The sequence below is a fragment of the Streptomyces sp. NBC_01235 genome, assembly GCF_035989285.1.
Classification (GTDB): Bacteria; Actinomycetota; Actinomycetes; order Streptomycetales; family Streptomycetaceae; genus Streptomyces.
Window position 1 is genome coordinate 8,207,639 of sequence record NZ_CP108513.1, and the last position, 14,979, is coordinate 8,222,617.

Sequence of the window (14,979 nt, forward strand, 5' to 3'; positions counted from 1 at the left end):
GCGGCGGGGCGGCGGTGCGAAACTGGCGCGCCTTCCGGTTGCGCCTTCGGCGCTGTCGCCGTCGCGGTGGTCGGTCGGCCCTGCCGTCCGCGTCCGCCGCGCGTCATCGTCCGGCCTGCGCGCGGGCGACGGGGAAGGCGCGTTCAGGTCCGGCCGCCAGGAGCCGCACCCATGCTTCGACAGGAGCCGCACCCATGCTTCGACAGGAGATGCCCGCCATGCCTCGTCCGCCCTGTCCGCCTCGTCTTTCCGTGTACGCCGGCTGCGTCTGCGCCCTGGCCGCGGTCGCCGCGGTGGTGTCCTTCGTCCGGGGCGGATGGGTGGGGATCGTCTGGGTTCTGCTGGCCGGGCTCGCCTCCAACATGGCCTGGTACTACGCGCGCCGAGGCGGGGGCACGGCCGGGAACGGAACCGTTGCCCGGGCCGGGGCCGGCCTCCGCAAGGCCGGGGCGGGGCGCGGGGCCGCGTCCGTCGGCTGTGAGAGCGGCGGCGCGTGCGGCGTGTGCGTGAGGACGTCGCTGAAGGAGCCCCGATGACGACCGCCGGGGACGGGAAGGCGATGCGGGCGATGCGGGCGATGCGGGTGATGCGGGTGATGCGGGTGATGCGGGTGATGCTCCAGGGGGAGAACCGGTCTCGGACACCACCGGAATTGACGAGTACGACGAGTACGACGAGTACGACGAGCGCCACGCGCCCCACGCGCGGCAGGACGCGATGCGGCTGCGTCCGCAGCGGCACTCCCCGGCGCCGCCGCCGTCCCCGACTGCCGTGCCTGCGCAGGCCGCCGGAGTGCCGGAGGCCGGGGGCTCCTGCCAGGGAGCGCGCCGCGCTCGCGCTGTCCGAGGCGGTCACCCGTCTGTCCTGAGGGGTTCCCGGCGCCGTGTACGACGAGGCGGCCGCCATTTCGTGGGGCGGGAGCCGGCGCAGCTCATCGCGCCGGTGTCCACGGTCGATGTCCGGAACCGGATGAACGTCACCACCCGCAGGACGCCCGGCACGGAGCAGGCGGCCAGGTCGACAGTCCGGGCCGCGCGGCTCGTAGGCTGGCTTCCGTGGAAGCACGCACGCGCACCGGCCCCGTCCCCTCGCCCGCCTCACCTCTGCGGGTGTTCATCCTGGACGACCACGAGGTGGTACGCCGAGGCGTGCGCGACCTGCTGGAAGCCGAGCCGGACATCGTGGTGGCCGGGGAGGCGGCGAGTGCCCGGGAGGCGCTCGCCCGGGTGCCCGCGGTCCGCCCGCATGTCGCGGTGCTGGATGTGCGGCTCGGTGAGGGCGAGAGCGGGGACCACGCGGGGGTCGAGGTGTGCCGGGAACTGCGGGCCCGGATGCCCGAGCTGGCCTGTCTGATGCTGACGTCGTTCGACGATGACGAGGCGCTGTTCGACGCCATCATGGCGGGCGCCGCCGGCTATGTGCTCAAGCGGATCGACGGCTCCGACCTGGTGGCCGCCATCCGTACGGTGGCGGGTGGCGAGTCCATGCTGGATCCCCGGACGGCCGCGCGGGTGATGGCGCGGCTGCGCGACCCCCGGCCGGAGCCCGAAGCCCCGTCCGTCTCACCGGAGTTGGAGCGGCTGTCGCCGCGCGAGCAGGAGATCCTGGAGCTGATCGGAGAGGGCCTGACGAACCGCCAGATCGCCGAGCGGCTGTTCCTCGCGGAGAAGACGATCAAGAACCGGGTTTCGTCCATCCTGGCCAAGCTGGGGGTGGGCCGCCGCATCCAGGCGGCGATGCTCGCCGAGCGGCTGCGGGAGCAGCAGGGCTCCGGGCGGTAGACCGACGCCGGTCAGTCGGCGGTCAGCGGCACCTGCCACACGAGCCGGGTGCCGCCCGCTGCCGGGGACTCGACGGTCAGCGTCCCGTCGTACTGCTCGGCGCGGGAGCGCAGGTTGGCGAGTCCGCCGGTGGGCCGGGCGTCGCCCGTGCCCACCCCGTCGTCCGTCACCGTGAGGGTGAGGACGTCCCCGGCCGGCGGCACGGTCAGGACGACGTCCGCCCGGCGGGCGCGGGCATGCCGGGCGGTATTGCTGAGGGCTTCGGCGGTCACCGCCAGAACGTGTTCGGCCACGTCGGCGGGGACGGTGGAGTCCACCGGTCCGTCGATCCGAAGGACGGGGCTGAAGCCGAGCGACTGGGCGGCCAGCCGGGCGGTCTCGGCCAGGCGGCGGCGCAGTCCCGGCCCGCCGCGGTCGTCCCCGGCCGAGCGCAGCTCGAAGATGGTGGAGCGGATGATCTGGACGGTGGTGTCCAGGTCCTGCACCGCCCGGGAGACCCGTTCGGCCGCGTCGCGGCGCTCGATCATGCGGGTGGCGCTCTGCAGGGTCATGCCGGTGGCGAAGAGCCGCTGGATCGCCAGGTCGTGCAGGTCGCGGGCGATGCGGTCGCGTTCGTGCAGGACGGCCAGTTCCTCGGACTCGGCGCGGCGCCGGGCGAGTTCCAGGGCGATCGCGGCCTGGTCGGCGAACCGGGAGACCAGGGCCACCTCGGTGTCGTCGAAGGCGGGGCGGCCCGCGCGCCGGCTCAGGCGCAGGGCGCCGCAGGCCGAGGCGTCCAGGGGCAGCGGAACGGCCACGGTGGGACCGTACGCGTCCGCGCCGCCCGTGCCGCCGAGCGGATGTGCCCGGGGGTCGCCGTCGATGTCCGCGGTGGTCGCGGGTTCGGTGGTGCGGGCGGCAAGGCCGGCCAGTGACTCCTGCGTGGGGAGGACCGCTCCCTCGACGTTCCCCCACTCTCGGCTTCGCTCGAGCGGGGGCACCCCCATGGCGTCGTGGCCGTACGCCACCTCCACCGCGAGCCGGGCACCGTCGCTGCCGGCCGGGAGCAGTACGGCGGCCAGATCGGCGTCGGCCACCTCGCTCGCTCGCCGGGCGATCAGCCGCAGCACCTCGCGTGCCTCTGTTCCGGCGAGCAGGCTGCGGGTGATCTCGCTGAGCGCTTCGAGCCAGCGTTCCCGGCGGCGGCTGTCGTGGTACATGCGGGCGTGGTCGATGGCGACTCCGGCCGCGTTGGCCAGGGTGGACAGGACCGCCTCGTCGTCGGCGTCGAATCCCGCCCCTCCCCGCTTCTCGGTCAGGTACAGGTTGCCGAACACCTCGTCCCGTACGCGGACGGGCACCCCCAGGAACGTACGCATCGGCGGATGGTGCTCGGGAAAGCCGTAACTGTTCGGGTGCCGCGTCAGGTCCGTGAGGCGCAAGGGGACCGGGTTGTGGATCAGCTCGCCGAGGATGCCGCGCCCACAGGGGGCCTGGCCGATCCGGGCCGCGAGCTCGTCGGCGATGCCCACCGGCAGGAACTGCGACAGCCGCTGACCGTCGCCGATCACGCCGAGAGCGCCGTATTCGGCGTCGGTGAGGGTGATCGCCGCCTCCACGATGCCGCGCAGCACCTGGGGGAGTTCGAGGCCCCGGCCCAGGTTCGTGACGGCGTCGAGGAGGCTGTGCATCCGGTCCGGCACGTCGAGCCGAAGCGGTGACGACGCCGCGGTCGGGGGTGGTGATTCGGGCATTGCTGGCGCTCCTGGACCGGTCGGTGCTCAGCAGCGTACGACCGCCGTACGGGGGGATGCGCGCCCGGACGCTCAGCGGCGCGACGAGAGGACGAAGAGGGGACGTTGGACCCTGCAAACGGGTCTTCGGGAGGGCCCTTCGGCCCTATCCGGACCCGGTACCCCACCGCCGATCATGAGGCGGCGACAGGGAAGAGCCAGGTCAACATGCGCACCACGGCACTTCCCGGCTCGTCGAGCACATGAGCTGATGGGGAGGAAGCCGTCCGGTGGACGAGGCACAGATACAGCAGATGGGGACCGAGCGGCCGCACGCCGCGGTCGCCGTGGCCGACCAGGCGTCCGGACCGGCGGAGCACGCGGCGGGCGGATCGTCGTGGACGGACTGGCTGACGACCACCGACCACAAGAAGATCGGGACGATGTACCTGGTCACCGCGTTCGTGTTCTTCATGGTCGGCGGGGTGATGGCTCTGCTGATGCGCGCGGAGCTCGCCCGGCCCGGTCTGCAGATCATGTCGAACGAGCAGTTCAACCAGGCGTTCACGATGCACGGCTCGATCATGCTGCTGATGTTCGCGATGCCGCTGTTCACCGGCTTCGCCAACTGGATCATGCCGCTGCAGATCGGCGCCCCGGACGTGGCCTTCCCGCGACTGAACATGCTCGCCTACTGGCTCTTCCTGTTCGGCTCGTCGATCGCCGCGTTCGGCTTCCTCACCCCGGGCGGCGCCGCCGACTTCGGCTGGTTCCTGTATGCCCCGCTGTCCGACGCCGTCCACTCGCCGGGCCTCGGCGCCGACCTGTGGATCATGGGCGTGGCCCTGTCGGGCTTCGGCTCGATCGCGGGTGCGGTCAACTTCATCACCACGATCGTCTGCATGCGCGCACCCGGCATGACCATGTTCCGGATGCCGATCTTCGTGTGGAACGTGCTGCTGACCGCGGTGCTGATCCTGATCGTGTTCCCGGTCCTCGCGGCGGCCCTGTTCGCCCTGGAGTGCGACCGCAAGTTCGGCAGCCATGTCTTCGACGCGGCCAACGGCGGCGCGTTGCTGTGGCAGCACCTGTTCTGGTTCTTCGGTCATCCGGAGGTGTACATCCTGGCGCTGCCGTTCTTCGGGATCGTCTCCGAGGTGATCCCTGTCTTCTCCCGGAAGCCGATGTTCGGCTACATGGGCCTGATAGGCGCGACGATCGCGATCGCGGGCCTGTCGGTGACCGTATGGGCGCACCACATGTACGTCACCGGCGGTGTCCTCCTGCCGTTCTTCTCCTTCATGACGTTCCTGATCGCGGTGCCGACGGGCGTGAAGTTCTTCAACTGGATCGGCACCATGTGGAAGGGCTCGCTCAGCTTCGAGACGCCGATGCTGTGGACCACGGGCTTCCTGATCACCTTCGTCTTCGGTGGCCTCACGGGCGTGATCCTGGCCTCGCCGCCGATGGACTTCCACCTCTCCGACTCGTACTTCGTCGTCGCGCACTTCCACTACACGGTCTTCGGCACGGTCGTGTACGCGATGTTCGCCGGCTTCCACTTCTGGTGGCCCAAGTTCACCGGCAAGATGCTCGACGAGCGCCTCGGCAAGATCACGTTCTGGACGCTCACGGCGGGCTTCCACCTGACCTTCCTCGTCCAGCACTGGCTGGGTGCCGAGGGCATGCCCCGCCGGTACGCCGACTACCTGGCCGCCGACGGCTTCACCGCTCTCAACACCCTGTCCACGATCGGGTCGTTCCTGCTGGGCCTGTCGATCCTGCCGTTCTTCTACAACGTCTGGAAGACCGCCAAGTACGCCACGCCGGTCGAGGTCGACGACCCGTGGGGCTACGGCCGTTCGCTGGAGTGGGCGACCTCCTGCCCGCCCCCGAGGCACAACTTCACCAAGCTGCCGCGGATCCGGTCCGAGTCTCCGGCCTTCGACCTCCACCACCCCGAGATCGTCGCGGCCGAGGCGGTGAGCTGAGGTGTCCCACGCCGTCCTGGCACTGGGCGCGGCGCTGGTGACCGCCGCCGGCTGCGTCTGGTACGTCCCCGCCCTCGCCGACCTGCGCGCGGGGGCCGACCGGCCGGTCTCCCGCCGTACCGCGGCGGCGGCCTGCCTGACCGGCTGGAGCACGACCGCGGTCGTCGCCGTGGTGCTCTTCGCCGGCGTGGTGTGGCAGGCGGCCTGCGTCATGGCGGTGACGGGTGTGACCGCCGCGGCCGCGCTGCGGATCCGTGCCGCCGCGCAGCACCGCCAGGAGGTGCGGGAGATCGCCCGTCACTGGGCGGCGCTGGACCCCCGCACGCCCGAACACGGCCGCTCCCGGCACGCCTTCGCCGCCCTCCTCGCCTGCGGACTGGCCGCCGCCGTGACCGCGGCGGCCCTCCTGGTGACCGCCGGACCCGAAGACGGCGCGGACTGGCTCATGGCCGCCACCGCTCCCGCCGCGATCGTCGGCCTGACCCTCGCCATCGCGGTCACGCACACCCGCACGACCCGCCGCACCACTGCGGGCCGATAACGGCCGAAGCGTGCGCGTGCTGCGTCGGTGCCCTCGCTGACGGCCCCGGCCATGAAAGCGGCGGTTCCCGCGATCAGTGCGTAGCCCTCTTCCGGAAAGAGGACTGCTCCTTGCGTGTCGGGTGTGCGCAGCAGGAAGGGCGGGCGGATGCCCGTGCAGTCCGCGTCGGCGGGAAGCCGGGATGTCGCACCGGGGGTGCCGGCGAGGCTCGTGGCGAGGATGTGCGAGGCTCCGACGGCACGGCAGCCGGCCGTGATCCAGCGGGCCAGCGCCGCGTCGATCTGCGCGCCCACGGGCACCGGGGCCACCGCTTTCTCCCGCAGCCAGGACGCGGTGAAGCTGCCGTCGGTATCGAGCACGTTCCTCGGGCCCGATGACTTTCCGTGTTCTGGTTCGGTCACCACAGAAACCCTTTGTCGATGATTCCCTGGAACTGTTTGTCACCCAGTTTCCAGGCCGACCAGAAGCTACCATCGGCGTGCAGCATGACCATTTTCTGTGATGTCGGATCGATGAACTCGACCGCCGGTCCCTGACTTCTGTAGTCGAACCGGTAGATCTTCGTTCCGTCTGCTGTCATGTGCTCACGCATGGCCTCTTGGAACCGTTGCAGGTTGGCCTTGTTCAGATTGCCGGGATTGTCTCCAACGGCACGAGGCCGCGGTCCTGACCGACCGCGACCCTGCCCAACGCCGGCCTCGGCGAAGCGAGTTGACAAGGCGGCTGCTGGCAGGGCTCTGCGAACTGTGCGGACAGACCGCAAAGATCCAGGTCCACCAGATCCGCCGACTCGCCGACCTCGACCGGCTCGGACAGACGCAGCCCGACTGGGCCGTCCTCATGGCCAGGAAACGGCGCAAAACCCTCATGGTCTGCCCGCCCTGCCACGAAGGCATCCACGACGGCCGCAAAGCCGCAGTTCACGGCAGTCACTGGAGAGCCCGTTGCGGTTAACGCCGCACGACGGGTTCGGGAGGAGGCCGCTGGGAAAAGGAACAGCTTCGCTGTCACCTCGCCCGGCGGCCCACCTCACGCGCGCTCACGCTTCCCACGTGATCTTGGGGCTACGGTGCTGAACAGCCGCCCTTGCTCAAGAGCGTTGGTCAGTCTGCGTAGACGGAAATCGGGACCGTCTCGGGGTCGCAGAACTGACCGGGAAGCGGAGCGCGGAGCGGGGTGCATGCGCTGCGGCCTCGGGCTCAGGACGTAGTGCCCGATGGGGGGTCCGTGAGCGCCACGCGATGTCGACGTCTGGCAGCGGCGTCGGCCGCCCGGAACTCGGCACCTGGCGGCGGTGTGTCTGGTGGACACCAGTGTCACCGGATGCGCCTCCGACAGCCGTCCGGCAAGGCGTTCCACGGAAACCAGGCCCTACCCCAGCTCCGCCGCACGCCTCTTGAGGTCCTCGGCGAACGTGTCCCAGTCGGGGCCGAAGCACAGCAGGTCTGCGGCTGCTTCGCGGAGCAGTTGCGGGTCGTCGGGGCGTTGCAGGCAGGCCAGACGGTAGGCCAGGTTCCGGGCCCAGGGCGGCAGGGCCATCCAGTCCTCGGCGAGGACGTCCCGGAGCATGGCGAGGATCTCGTCGGCCGTTGCGAAGGTGAGCTTCTCGACGAACTCACGGGCCGCTTCGTTGACCTGACGGCTGTCCGCGCCGTCGATCGCCTGGCTGAGGCTCCTGGCCGCGGGGGTCGGATCGGGCATCTCTCGCTTCTCCTGGAGGATTTCTCGCCGGGGCTGGACACGGGGTACGGGCGCCCAGACCCTAACAGTCGACAGCAGTCGGTCCCGTGCCCTCCGGGAAGCCGGTGTGGTGCCGGGCTCGGGGAGGGCTCGGCGACCGGTCGCTATGGGTTGAGCCAGTACGTGGACAGTTGGTAGGCGCCGTCGGGTCGTTGGATGACCCGGTAGCCGACGTCGTGCCCGTCTATCGTCACCGACCCGTCGAGCGGGCCGGAGAAGCCGGGGGTTCCGGGGCGGGGAACGGCCCCGCCGTCCCTCATGTATCCGTACACGTCGGAGACGATCGCCTGTTCGATCTGGTCGGGCTTCAGGTTGGTGGTGCGTAGATCGTTCGTGGTTCCGCCCGGTCCGGTGTGGGCTCGGTCGTAGCCGTGGCCGGTGTTGAAGTGCCACTGGTCGTCCCCCACCATGGCGGAGCGTTTGAGATCCTGCCCCTCGCCCTTGGAGGTGTACTCGCCGATCGTCGGGTCGTCACCGTTCTTGTACGGCGACAGGCCGAAGGGGTCGCAGAGGGCGTGCGGGTTGGTCACGTAGGCGACCGGGTTCGGCGCCGGGGAGAGTCCCAGCGGGTCCGGGGAGGTGTACCGGCCGGTCTCCGGGTCGTAGTGACGGAAGAGGTTGTAGTGGAGGCCGGTCTCCGGGTCGTAGTACTGGCCGGGGAAGCGAAGCGGGGTGTAGGCCGTGCTGGAGCGGGACCAGGCGGTGGTTCCCCAGAGCGTGGTGCGGGTGCGCCAGGCGATGTCGCCGGACTCGTCGATCAGTTCGGTGGGGGTGCCGATCAGGTCGGTGGCCACGGCGAAGAAGCGCCGGTCGATCTCCTCCTGACGGGCGTCCGGGGTGAGGATGCGTTCGGTCTGCGCGAGGGGCACGAGACCGCGGTGCTCCCAGGTGAGCGCCACCGGACGGGGCAGATCGCTGGAGACGGTGGTCTGTTCGCAGAGGGTCAGGCCGTCCCAGGTGAAACGGATCTCCTCTGTCACGGTCTCGCCGTCCGCCGCCAGGCGCTGCTTGGCGGTGCGCCGGCCCAGGGGGTCGTAGCGGTAGCGCCAGCGGGTGCCGTCGGGAGTGACGACGGAAGTGAGGCGGTCCTCGGCGTCCCATGTGTAGCGCCAGGTGTCCGGTTTGCGGGAGAGCCGGGTCTTCTGGCGCAGGGTGACGCGGCCGAGGGCGTCGTGCTCGAAGCGGATGCCACCCGCACGCGTGACGGTGGTACCGGTGTAGGCGCGGGGGCCGGTGGCCTCGTGGCCGGGGTGTGAGTCGGGCCAGGCGGCCGAGGTCTGGTTGCCGCTCGCGTCGTAGGCGTACCGCTCGCTCCAGCCGTGCGCGTGGACGGCGGTGACCCGGCCGACCGGGTCGAGGTCGAAGGTGCGCGCACCCGACACCCGGTCGGACGTCGCGGTGAGACGGCCGTCGGCGCGGTAGGCGTACGTGCGCTCGTTGAGGGTGCGGGAACCGGCGGCGAGGTGCTGGGCGGACAGCCGGCCGGCCTCGTCCCAGGCGGAGGTCTGGGTGACGATGTCGGCGAAGACGCGAACCACTTCGCGTCCGGCCGCGTCGTGCGCGAAGGTGATGGCGTGGCCTCCGGACGTCACCCGGGTGGGGCGGCCCGCGGCGTCGTAGGCGTAGCTCGTGACCAGTCCGGTGGGGGTGGTGCGACGGATCCGGCGGCCGACGGCGTCGTAGGCGTGGTCGAGGGCGCGGCCGTCGACGAGTTCGGTCTTGAGCCGGCCGCACCGGTCGTAGCGGCGCACCAGTTCGCTGTCCGGACCCGACGCCTGGACCAGGCGTCCGGCGCGGTCGTAGGCGTGGACGGTGACCCGGCCCGCGACCTCCTTGCGCAGCACCCGGCCGAGCTCGTCGTACGCGTACGCGGCCACGCCGCCGAGGTGATCGGTCCGGGTGATGAGCTGACCGGCGGCGTCGAGGCCGTAGGTGACGGTGCGGCCGTCGAAGTCGGTCTCGGAGACGAGCCGGCCGGCCCGGTCGTACCCGTACGTCCAGACAAGCCCCTGAGGGTCGGTGACCCGGTTGAGCCGCAGGCCGGCGTCGTGCTCGAACTCGTACCGTGCGCCGTCGGGCAGGGTGCGGGCGGCGAGGAGGTCGAAGTGGGTGTACTCGAAGCGGGACACCCCGCCCGCCGCGTCGGTGTGGGTGAGGCAGTTGCCCTCGCCGTCGTAGGTCCATGACTCGGTGGCGCCGTCGGGGCCCGTGCGCCGGGCGAGCTGCCCGTCGGCGTGCCACTGAAGGCGGGTGACGGCGCCCACCGCGTCGGTGATGCGGACCGCACGGCCGAGGGCGTCGCGTTTCAGGCGGGTGGTGCCGCCGGCCGGGTCGGTCACCTCCACCGGGCGGCCGGCCTCGTCGCAGCGCACGACGGTGGCGGCCCCCAGAGCATCGGCGACGGACGTCAGGAGACCGGACCCGTCGTAGGTGTAGCGGGTGGTGCGGCCGGCCGGATCGGTGACCGCCGTGCGGTTTCCCCGCTCGTCGAACTCCTGGAGCCACCGGGCGCCGTCCGGGTCGTGACGTTCCGTGGACAGGCCGAACGGGCCGCGTACGACACGGAGTTCGGTGCCGTCGGGACGGGTGACCGTGACAAGCCGGCCCTCCTCGTCGTAGGAGAACGCGGTGGTGCGGCCCAGCGGGTCCGTGCGGGTCAGGAGGTTGCCGCCCGGGTCGTAGGCGAACCTGGTGGTGTGGCCGAGGGGGTCGGTGGTGGCCAGGACGTGGCAGCCGGGGCCGATCAGGTGCCGGGTGGCCCCGCCGTCCGGGGTGGTCAGGACCGTCGTCCGGTGGCCGGTCTCGGCGTCGGGTTCGGTGTAGGCCAGGGTGATCTGGACGTGGCCGGCCTCGCCGCCCTCCGCGACGACGCGGTCGCGGTCGTCGTAGACGTAGTCGTAGCGGCTTCCGTTGGAGTCGATCCAGGCGATGACGCGGCGGCGGTCGTCGTAGACGAACGTGGTGGTGGCGCCTGACGGCTTGGTGACCTCGGTGAGGTCGCCGTCCTGATAGCCGTAGCTGATCAGGGGCAGGTCCGCGCCGTGCTCGCCCGCGCCGGCCAGGAACAGGCCGGTGACCAGGCCGTCGGCGACGGACAGCCGCGCCCGGTGGCCCGCCGAGTGGGCGAGGGCCAGCGGCAGGCCGTCCTCGGCGCGGTCGACGGTGATGGTGTGGCCGTTGCGTTCGGCGATCGCGGACAGCCAGGCCGTGCCGTCGCCGCCCGGCTCGGTGCCTGGCGGGGCGGTGAAGTGGCGGGTCAGACCGGTGTCGGGGTCGGTGACCGTGAAGTCGCCGTCGGTGTCCCGGGCGAGGAGCGTGCGGGAGCGGCCCGAACGCGGCCGGGTGGGCAGGCCGGGGACCGGATGTGGATACGGGATCAGGAGCCCGTCGGCGGTGACGTGGACGACGCCGATGGCGTCGATCTGCAGGCGCTCGTCGACGGTGGACGTCCAGGCGGGCCCGAGGAAGCGGCCGGTCGCCGTTCCGGACTCGGTGCGGCGGGCGAAGACCAGCGGCAGGATGCCGGGGAGTTCGAGGTCGGTCTGGGGCAGGAACATCCGGCCCGAGGCGAGGTCGACCGGGTCGGTGCCGTCGGTGACGCGCTCGCCGTCCGGACGGCGGTGGGTCCCCTCCGGGGCGTCGTCGAGCAGCCGGCGCAGCCGCGCGGCGTCGGCGGCGTCCTCGGCGATGCGCACGCCCTTCACCGCCGCGCCGCCGCCACCGGTGGCGACGGTCAGCGCGACGTCGGGAAGCAGCCGGCCGAAGCCCTCGGCCGGGTCCTTCATGAAGTCGCCGATCATCTGCTTGCCGGTGCCGACCGGGTCGTTGGCGGCGACCACCAGACCGGCGGCCAGGCTGTTGAGGGACGTGGCGTACTCGGCCGGGTGCGTGATGTTGTACGGGTCCATGGGGTTGACGCTGCGGACGAAGTTGAGAATCCCCGCGGTGCCCTTGATGAGGCCGCCGCCTACGTGGTCGCCCATGAGCTGCAGCTCCTGCATCCCGTCGCCCAACTGCTCGGCGTAGGACGGCTTCTGCGGAGCCAGGTCGCGGGCGGCGCGGACCGCGGAGCGCGCGGTCTCCGCCGCCGAGTTGCGCTGCTTGCGGGCCTCGGCCAGCAGGTCCTGCGCATCCTGCATCAGCTTCTTGCCGGGGTCGTCGAACGTCGCCGCGGGCCTGGGCGGGAGCGAGGCCGGGTCGCGCTTGTCGGCGGGCTGGGCGTTGTAGCGGTCGACGGCGCCGTTGTAGTCGTCGACCTTCTTGCGGTGGGCGTCGGCGGCGTCCTCGGAGGCCTTGACGCCCTCCTTCCACTTGTCGATCGCCGTCTGCGCCTGTCCCTGCGCCCAGGTGACCGTGCCGGCGAACGCCTCCAGCGCGGCGGCCGCCTTCTCGCAGGCATCGGCACCGGTGAACCACTTGGGCGGCTGGGTGCCCACCGCGGTGCGCAGCGCCTCGGCCGTCTCGCCCTTGAGGCGGGAGGAGTCGAGGCCCTTGAGACCGTCGCCGGCGCTGTCGAAGGCAGACTGGAAGGCGCGGAGCTTCGTGGCGGTGGAGGTGATCTCGCTCGGGCTGCCGTAGATCAGCTTGGTCTTGTCCTCGGTCTGTCCGAGGTCCATCTCGTCGACCTCGGCGCCCAGCCGGTTGGCGACCGAACGGGACTGCTCGCGCACCCAGTCCGCACCGGACTCCCAGCCGACGTCCTCCAGCCGGTCTGCGGTCCAGTTCCCGGCGTCCTCGACCCGGTTGCCCACCCATTCGACGCCGCCCTCGACCGCGTCCTCGACCGAGTCGGGCGTGATGTCACTGATGAAGTCGCCGATGCCCACTGTCAGTTCCCCCCGGAATCACCCTGCTGTTCCTGCCGGGCGCGTTCCTCCGGCGACGGGCCGAAGGTGTCGTCCAGCGCCTGGTTCCACTGGTCGTCGGAGATGCCGAGAGCGTCGTTGAGCAGCTCCGACCGCCGACCGCCGTCACCCTCGGTGAGAACGGTGCGACCGGTGTCCTTCCAGGTCTGCTCCATGTCCTGACCGGCCTTGTCCCACGACTCGGCACTCCAGTCCGGGTCCAGGGCGTCCGGCGTGAAGACGTCGCCCCAGTCCTGCTTGGCGATCTCCTCCTCGCTCGCGTGCGGGTTCCCGCCCATCACGGAGTTGACGCCCACCTTCAGCGCGCCCGCGATGTACTGGTCGTGCTCCCACTGCGTACCCGCCGCCAGGCCGAGCCGGTTCGCGAGCGCGCTGGCGTCGCTCACCAGGGCGCGTACGCCCCATTCCCAGCGCTCGCAGAAGTCCTCGAAGTCGACCGAGAGGCCGTGGTGCCCGGCCTCCATCCCGGTCATCGCCAGCCCCGAGAAGCCCTTTCCCATCACCGAACCGGTGGCGCCGCCGAGTTCGCCGAGCTGGTCGATGGTCGCACCCACACCCTGGGTGAACTTGGCTACGGATGCCTTGTCGAGCCGCAGGTCCGGTCCGTCTCCGCTCATGACCGCTTCCCCTCTCCCGCCGCACCGGCGTCGACGGCGACAGCCTCCGGCACGATGCCCGCGACCGGCGGGAAGAACATCGACCCGTCCTCGGTGGCGATGTCGACGGCGAGACCGGCGGGCTCGCCCAGGGTGGGGACGATCTCGTCGACGATGCGCGCGCCCAGCAGCGCCGCGTAGTCCATGGGCCGATCACCGGGCCCGTGGCGCAGCGCGAACCGGGCCAGCGCGGCCTCGTCGGTGAACCCGCAGATCCACCGCACCCCGCCCGAACGCACCGACCACAGACCCCCACGGGCCGTCGGCACCAGCAGGATTGAGCGCCGCATCTCGCCGACCAGAGCACGAGGGTCACCAACACCCGCTCTCTGCTCGGTGATCCGCTCGGCCAGCGCTGTCCTCGCCTGCTCCACGGCCCCTCCCTCGTCCTCGGTGACGGGTCGCACTGTAGATCAGGACGTGCGCGGAGGTGCCGGTGGTTCTCCTGGAGGCTCATCCAAGCCCTGCATGTCGCCCACGGACGAGACCGACGTGGGCGGCGCCCGTCCTCGCGGTGCAGGTTCGAGCTGTCCGATGCCACCGAGGGGCAGACGCTGAAGCTGGTGGAGGCCGAGCAATGGCGATTCGCCGAAAGCCTGAAGTCCGTCAGCGAGGACACCGCCCAGGAGTACGAGGGCCGCACGATCCTCGAGCTCGTCCAGAACGGCCACGACGCACTCGGAGACGCCGGCCCGGGAAGGATCGCCGTCCTGGCGGTCTCCCAGGAGAGCGGCGGCGTCCTCTACGTCGCCAACGAGGGGACGGCGTTCGCCGAAGAGAACTTCCGCGCCATCACCGAGCTGGCCCTGTCGAGCAAGGCGGCGGGCGAGGGGATCGGTAACAAGGGCCTCGGTTTCCGCAGCGTGCTGCAACTGACGGACTGGCCGGAGATCCACTCGAAGTCCTCACCCGCCTCCCTGGTCTTCGACGGCTACTGCTTCGGCTTCGCCAGGCCTGAGGACGTGCGCACCCTGGTGGACGACCCGGCACTCGCGACCCGGGTCGGTACGGACTCGGCCACGACGGGGCGGGTGGGGGGCGGGTACGGCTTCGGGCGGCGAGTGATGCCGGCTGAGCGGTGCTGTCATCTGGGTTGCCTGCTGCGGGCGTTGGCTTCGGCGACGAGGGCGCTCAGCAGCTCGGCCGGCGCGAGGGTGCGGAGGTGGTCGGGGTCGGCGTCCCATTCGCGTCCACCGGCGAGCGGGCGGAGCTGGATGTACGGGCCCACGTGGCCCATGACGCGTCCGACGCGGTCGCGGACGCTGTCGTGGACGGCCGCGCCGACGGTGGGGATCCCGTCGGCGTCCTCCGTCACCCGGCGATCCCCTTCGTGATCACGTCCGCGAGCATGAGGGCGACCGGGGCCGAGCACACGCCGAGGTGGACGAGCGCGTACTGGGCTTCGGCCTTGCGGTCGTCGGCCCAAGGGGTGCGGATGTCCATCGCGGGGAGCTGGACGCCGGCCCGGGTGAGGGCGGTGGCGAGGGCGTCGCGGGCTTCGAGGGCTTCCCGGATCTTGGGGGAGTGGGGAGCGTGAGGCATGGGCGTCATGTGCGTCCTCGTCTGTGCGGTGGGCGGTGTGGCTCCGCTGGTTCCATGACCCGACCGAGCAGCGCCAATTGCGCTGTGTAGTCGAGTCGTTACGAGGATGCGGCCGCATGTGGACCATCGGGGTGTGGACGGGGCGGTGCTT

13 protein-coding genes and 1 pseudogene are annotated in these 14,979 nt (G+C 71.3%); 7 read left to right on the plus strand and 7 right to left on the minus strand.

The window, feature by feature from the left end:
- Positions 1-209: 209 nt before the first annotated feature.
- The 3 genes and pseudogenes from OG289_RS37005 to OG289_RS37015 form a co-directional block, all read left to right on the plus strand.
- Positions 210-389, plus strand: a pseudogene (locus tag OG289_RS37005) (hypothetical protein); the annotation flags it as partial.
- Between the two features lie 143 nt (positions 390-532).
- A complete protein-coding gene (locus tag OG289_RS37010; protein ID WP_327318378.1) occupies positions 533-868 on the plus strand; it encodes a hypothetical protein in 336 nt (111 codons plus the stop codon).
- Positions 869-1,055: 187 nt separating this feature from the next.
- Positions 1,056-1,781, plus strand: a complete 726-nt coding sequence (locus tag OG289_RS37015; protein ID WP_327318379.1) for a response regulator transcription factor — start codon at positions 1,056-1,058, stop codon at positions 1,779-1,781.
- A gap of 11 nt (positions 1,782-1,792) precedes the next feature.
- Here the strand turns inward: OG289_RS37015 and OG289_RS37020 are convergent, their stop codons facing one another.
- Positions 1,793-3,451, minus strand: a complete 1,659-nt coding sequence (locus OG289_RS37020) for a sensor histidine kinase (RefSeq protein WP_327320914.1) — start codon at positions 3,449-3,451, stop codon at positions 1,793-1,795.
- Positions 3,452-3,807: 356 nt separating this feature from the next.
- On the opposite strand from OG289_RS37020, the gene ctaD reads away from it, so the two are divergent.
- Complete coding sequence (gene ctaD, locus OG289_RS37025) at positions 3,808-5,484, plus strand: aa3-type cytochrome oxidase subunit I (protein ID WP_442819115.1); 1,677 nt, start codon at positions 3,808-3,810, stop codon at positions 5,482-5,484.
- Position 5,485: 1 nt separating this feature from the next.
- Positions 5,486-6,025, plus strand: coding sequence for a hypothetical protein (locus tag OG289_RS37030; protein ID WP_327318381.1), 540 nt, complete (start codon positions 5,486-5,488; stop codon positions 6,023-6,025).
- A gap of 397 nt (positions 6,026-6,422) precedes the next feature.
- Here OG289_RS37030 and OG289_RS37035 read toward each other — a convergent pair whose 3' ends face one another.
- Positions 6,423-6,743, minus strand: a complete 321-nt coding sequence (locus OG289_RS37035) for a colicin D domain-containing protein (RefSeq protein ID WP_327318382.1) — start codon at positions 6,741-6,743, stop codon at positions 6,423-6,425.
- On the opposite strand from OG289_RS37035, the gene OG289_RS49820 reads away from it, so the two are divergent.
- On the plus strand, positions 6,737-6,979 hold the full coding sequence (locus OG289_RS49820) for an HNH endonuclease (RefSeq protein WP_442819007.1): 243 nt from the start codon (positions 6,737-6,739) through the stop codon (positions 6,977-6,979). The genes OG289_RS37035 and OG289_RS49820 overlap by 7 nt on opposite strands.
- 417 nt (positions 6,980-7,396) lie before the next feature.
- Here OG289_RS49820 and OG289_RS37040 read toward each other — a convergent pair whose 3' ends face one another.
- The 4 genes from OG289_RS37040 to OG289_RS37055 all read right to left on the minus strand — a co-directional run bounded on the left by OG289_RS37040 (position 7,397) and on the right by OG289_RS37055 (position 13,660).
- The gene (locus OG289_RS37040) at positions 7,397-7,726 is read right to left on the minus strand and encodes a hypothetical protein (RefSeq protein ID WP_327318383.1); all 330 of its coding nucleotides are present in this window, start codon (positions 7,724-7,726) and stop codon (positions 7,397-7,399) included.
- A gap of 143 nt (positions 7,727-7,869) precedes the next feature.
- Positions 7,870-12,591 carry a putative T7SS-secreted protein gene (locus OG289_RS37045; RefSeq protein WP_327318384.1) on the minus strand — a complete coding sequence of 1,574 codons (4,722 nt, stop codon included), beginning with the start codon at positions 12,589-12,591 and terminating at the stop codon, positions 7,870-7,872.
- Positions 12,592-12,593: 2 nt separating this feature from the next.
- Positions 12,594-13,247 (minus strand): hypothetical protein, encoded by a 654-nt coding sequence (locus tag OG289_RS37050; RefSeq protein ID WP_327318385.1) that lies wholly within the window; start codon positions 13,245-13,247, stop codon positions 12,594-12,596.
- Entirely contained in the window at positions 13,244-13,660 is a 417-nt protein-coding gene (locus OG289_RS37055) for a hypothetical protein (protein WP_327318386.1), read from the minus strand. Before OG289_RS37055 ends, OG289_RS37050 begins: the two co-directional genes overlap by 4 nt.
- A gap of 189 nt (positions 13,661-13,849) precedes the next feature.
- Here OG289_RS37055 and OG289_RS37060 point away from each other — a divergent pair, with 189 nt between their 5' ends.
- Entirely contained in the window at positions 13,850-14,620 is a 771-nt protein-coding gene (locus OG289_RS37060; protein ID WP_327318387.1) for a sacsin N-terminal ATP-binding-like domain-containing protein, read from the plus strand.
- On the opposite strand, the gene OG289_RS37065 is transcribed toward OG289_RS37060, so the two are convergent.
- Positions 14,598-14,837: a hypothetical protein gene (locus tag OG289_RS37065; RefSeq protein ID WP_327318388.1), complete on the minus strand. Its 240-nt coding sequence runs from the start codon at positions 14,835-14,837 to the stop codon at positions 14,598-14,600. The two genes, OG289_RS37060 and OG289_RS37065, sit on opposite strands and share 23 nt — an antisense overlap.
- Positions 14,838-14,979: the final 142 nt, after the last annotated feature.

Coding starts and splice junctions, on each gene's coding strand:
- OG289_RS37010 (WP_327318378.1), top strand. CDS start 533: ATGACGACCGCCGGGGACGGGAAGGCGATGCGGGCGATGCGGGCGATG.
- OG289_RS37020 (WP_327320914.1), bottom strand. CDS start 3,451: ATGCACAGCCTCCTCGACGCCGTCACGAACCTGGGCCGGGGCCTCGAA.
- ctaD (WP_442819115.1), top strand. CDS start 3,808: ATGGGGACCGAGCGGCCGCACGCCGCGGTCGCCGTGGCCGACCAGGCG.
- OG289_RS37040 (WP_327318383.1), bottom strand. CDS start 7,726: ATGCCCGATCCGACCCCCGCGGCCAGGAGCCTCAGCCAGGCGATCGAC.
- OG289_RS37050 (WP_327318385.1), bottom strand. CDS start 13,247: ATGAGCGGAGACGGACCGGACCTGCGGCTCGACAAGGCATCCGTAGCC.
- OG289_RS37065 (WP_327318388.1), bottom strand. CDS start 14,837: ATGACGCCCATGCCTCACGCTCCCCACTCCCCCAAGATCCGGGAAGCC.